Genomic DNA, 2,145 nt, shown 5'->3' on the forward strand with positions numbered 1-2,145 from the left:
GGCGAACGCCGGCAGGCGCAGTGTCGGGGAGGCGGCGGAAAATTCGGACATGGGATCGATCACATCGGCGGCCGGGCGTGGCTGCGCCGAGCATAGCAGCGGCGCAGCTGCTGCAAGGTGCTGCCAACGGTGTTCTCGGGCTGCCGGGGAGTGTTGCTAGGATCTGTCCGTCTGCTGTCAACACAACGGTCAAAAAAGGGAGTCTCTGTCCATGAAGTCAGTCAAGCGATCCCTCGTGGCAGCCTGTGCCACGCTCGTTGTCGGCGTGCTGGGCATGGCGCCCCCCGCAACGGCCTGCACCCGCTTCGTCTACCACGGTGCCGGCGATGAGGTCTTCACCGGCCGGTCGATGGACTACAAGGTCGATACCGGCACCCATCTGTGGATGTTTCCGCGCGGCATGCAGCGCAACGGCGAGACCGGCGCCAATACGCTCACGTGGACCTCGCGCCACGGCAGCGTCATCGCCAGCGCCTACGACTTCGCCACCACCGACGGCATGAACGAGGCGGGCCTGGTCGCCAACCTGCTGTGGCTGGCCGAATCCGAATACCCCGCGCGCGACAGCGGCAAGCCCGGCCTGAGCATCTCGGTGTGGACCCAGTACATGCTCGACAACTTCGCCACCGTGGAAGAAGCGGTCAAGGCGCTGGCCGACGAGCCGTTCACCCTGGTCAGCGATGCCGCCCCCGGCGAGCAGCGCCTGGCCACGCTGCACCTGTCACTGTCCGATGCCAGTGGCGACAGCGCCATCATCGAGTACATCAAGGGCAAGCAGGTCATCCACCACAGCCGCGACTACACGGTGATGACCAACTCGCCGGTCTTCGAGCAGCAGCTGGCGCTGGAAAGCTACTGGCGGCAGATCGGCGGTACGGTGATGTTGCCGGGCACCAACCGCGCGGCGGACCGCTTCGCGCGTGCGGCGTTCTATATCGACGCCATTCCCAAATCCACCGATCCGGTGGAATCCACCGCCAGCGTTTTCAGTGTGATCCGCAACGTCTCGGTGCCCTATGGCATCACCACGCCGGACCAGCCCAACATCTCCTCCACGCGCTGGCGCACCGTGGCCGACCAGACCCGCAAGCTGTACTACTTCGAGTCCGCGCTGGCGCCCAACGTGTTCTGGGTGGATCTGAAGAAGATCGATTTCAACGAGCGCACCGGCAAGGTCAGGCGGCTGGATCTGGGGCAGCAGGCACGCACCCTGTATGCCGGCGAGGCCAACGCGCAGTTCAAGGAAACCAAGCCGTTCCGTTTCCTCGGCGTCTGAGCGCCGCTTGCCTACATCGATCGTCTGCCCGGCACGCGGGCAGGCATCACCCGGAGCTCCCATGCACACGCGATTCAACCCCAAGTACCTGCCGGCGTCGCTGGCAATGGTCGTGCTGACGACGGCCGTTGTGCCGCTGGCCCAGGCCGAGACGTCCGGTGATGACCGCTGGCGTTTCCAGGCCACCCCGTATGTGTGGATGAGCGGCATGGAAGGCCAGGTGCGCCCGTTCCGCAGCGCGCCGACGGCCGAGGTGGACAAGTCCTTTTCCGAGCTGATGGACAGCCTGGACGCCGCCGCGTTTATCACCGGCACCGCGCGCCGCGGCAACGTCGTGCTGCAGGCCGATCTCACCCATGCCGCCACCTCCGATTCAACGCCGCTGCCGCTGGGCCTGGCGGCCAACGTCAAGGTGCGACAGACCTCGGCCACGCTGACCGCCGGCTATGCCGTCAGGGCCGATGAGCGTACCGGCATCGATCTGCTGGCCGGCATCCGCTACTGGGATATCAACGCCGCGGTGCAGGTGCCGGGCCTGCTCTCGGCGCGTTCGGATTCGTCGTTCGTCGACCCGATCGCCGGCGTGCGCTGGCGCCAGATGCTCTCGCCGCGCTGGAGCAGCGTGGCCTATGCGGATGTCGGTGGGTTCGGACTGGGCTCGGATGCCACCTGGCAGGTGCTGGCGCTGGCCAACTACCAGGCGACCGAGCAGTGGTTCGTGTCGATGGGTTACCGCCACCAGCGCCTGGACTACCGCGACCAGGGCAAGCGTCTGGACGTGGCCCTGTCCGGACCGATGCTGGGGGTGACCTACCGGTTCGGCGCGGGCCGAAGCGCGCCGCTGTAACGCACGCGCCCCGAAAAGGCGA

2 protein-coding genes are annotated in these 2,145 nt (G+C 66.7%); both read left to right on the forward strand.

The window, feature by feature from the left end; genetic code table 11:
• Positions 1-211: 211 nt before the first annotated feature.
• Positions 212-1,276, forward strand: a complete 1,065-nt coding sequence (locus JCM9942_RS14485) for a linear amide C-N hydrolase (protein WP_054660538.1) — start codon at positions 212-214, stop codon at positions 1,274-1,276.
• Positions 1,277-1,337: 61 nt separating this feature from the next.
• Positions 1,338-2,123, forward strand: coding sequence for a porin family protein (locus tag JCM9942_RS14490; RefSeq protein ID WP_054660540.1), 786 nt, complete (start codon positions 1,338-1,340; stop codon positions 2,121-2,123).
• Positions 2,124-2,145 lie beyond the last annotated feature (22 nt).

The sequence above is a fragment of the Stenotrophomonas pictorum JCM 9942 genome, from assembly GCF_001310775.1.
Lineage (GTDB): Bacteria > Pseudomonadota > Gammaproteobacteria > Xanthomonadales > Xanthomonadaceae > Stenotrophomonas > Stenotrophomonas pictorum.

Bases quoted from the DNA above. Each gene is read 5' to 3' on its own strand.
- JCM9942_RS14485 (WP_054660538.1), top strand. From the start codon at position 212: ATGAAGTCAGTCAAGCGATCCCTCGTGGCAGCCTGTGCCACGCTCGTT.
- JCM9942_RS14490 (WP_054660540.1), top strand. From the start codon at position 1,338: ATGCACACGCGATTCAACCCCAAGTACCTGCCGGCGTCGCTGGCAATG.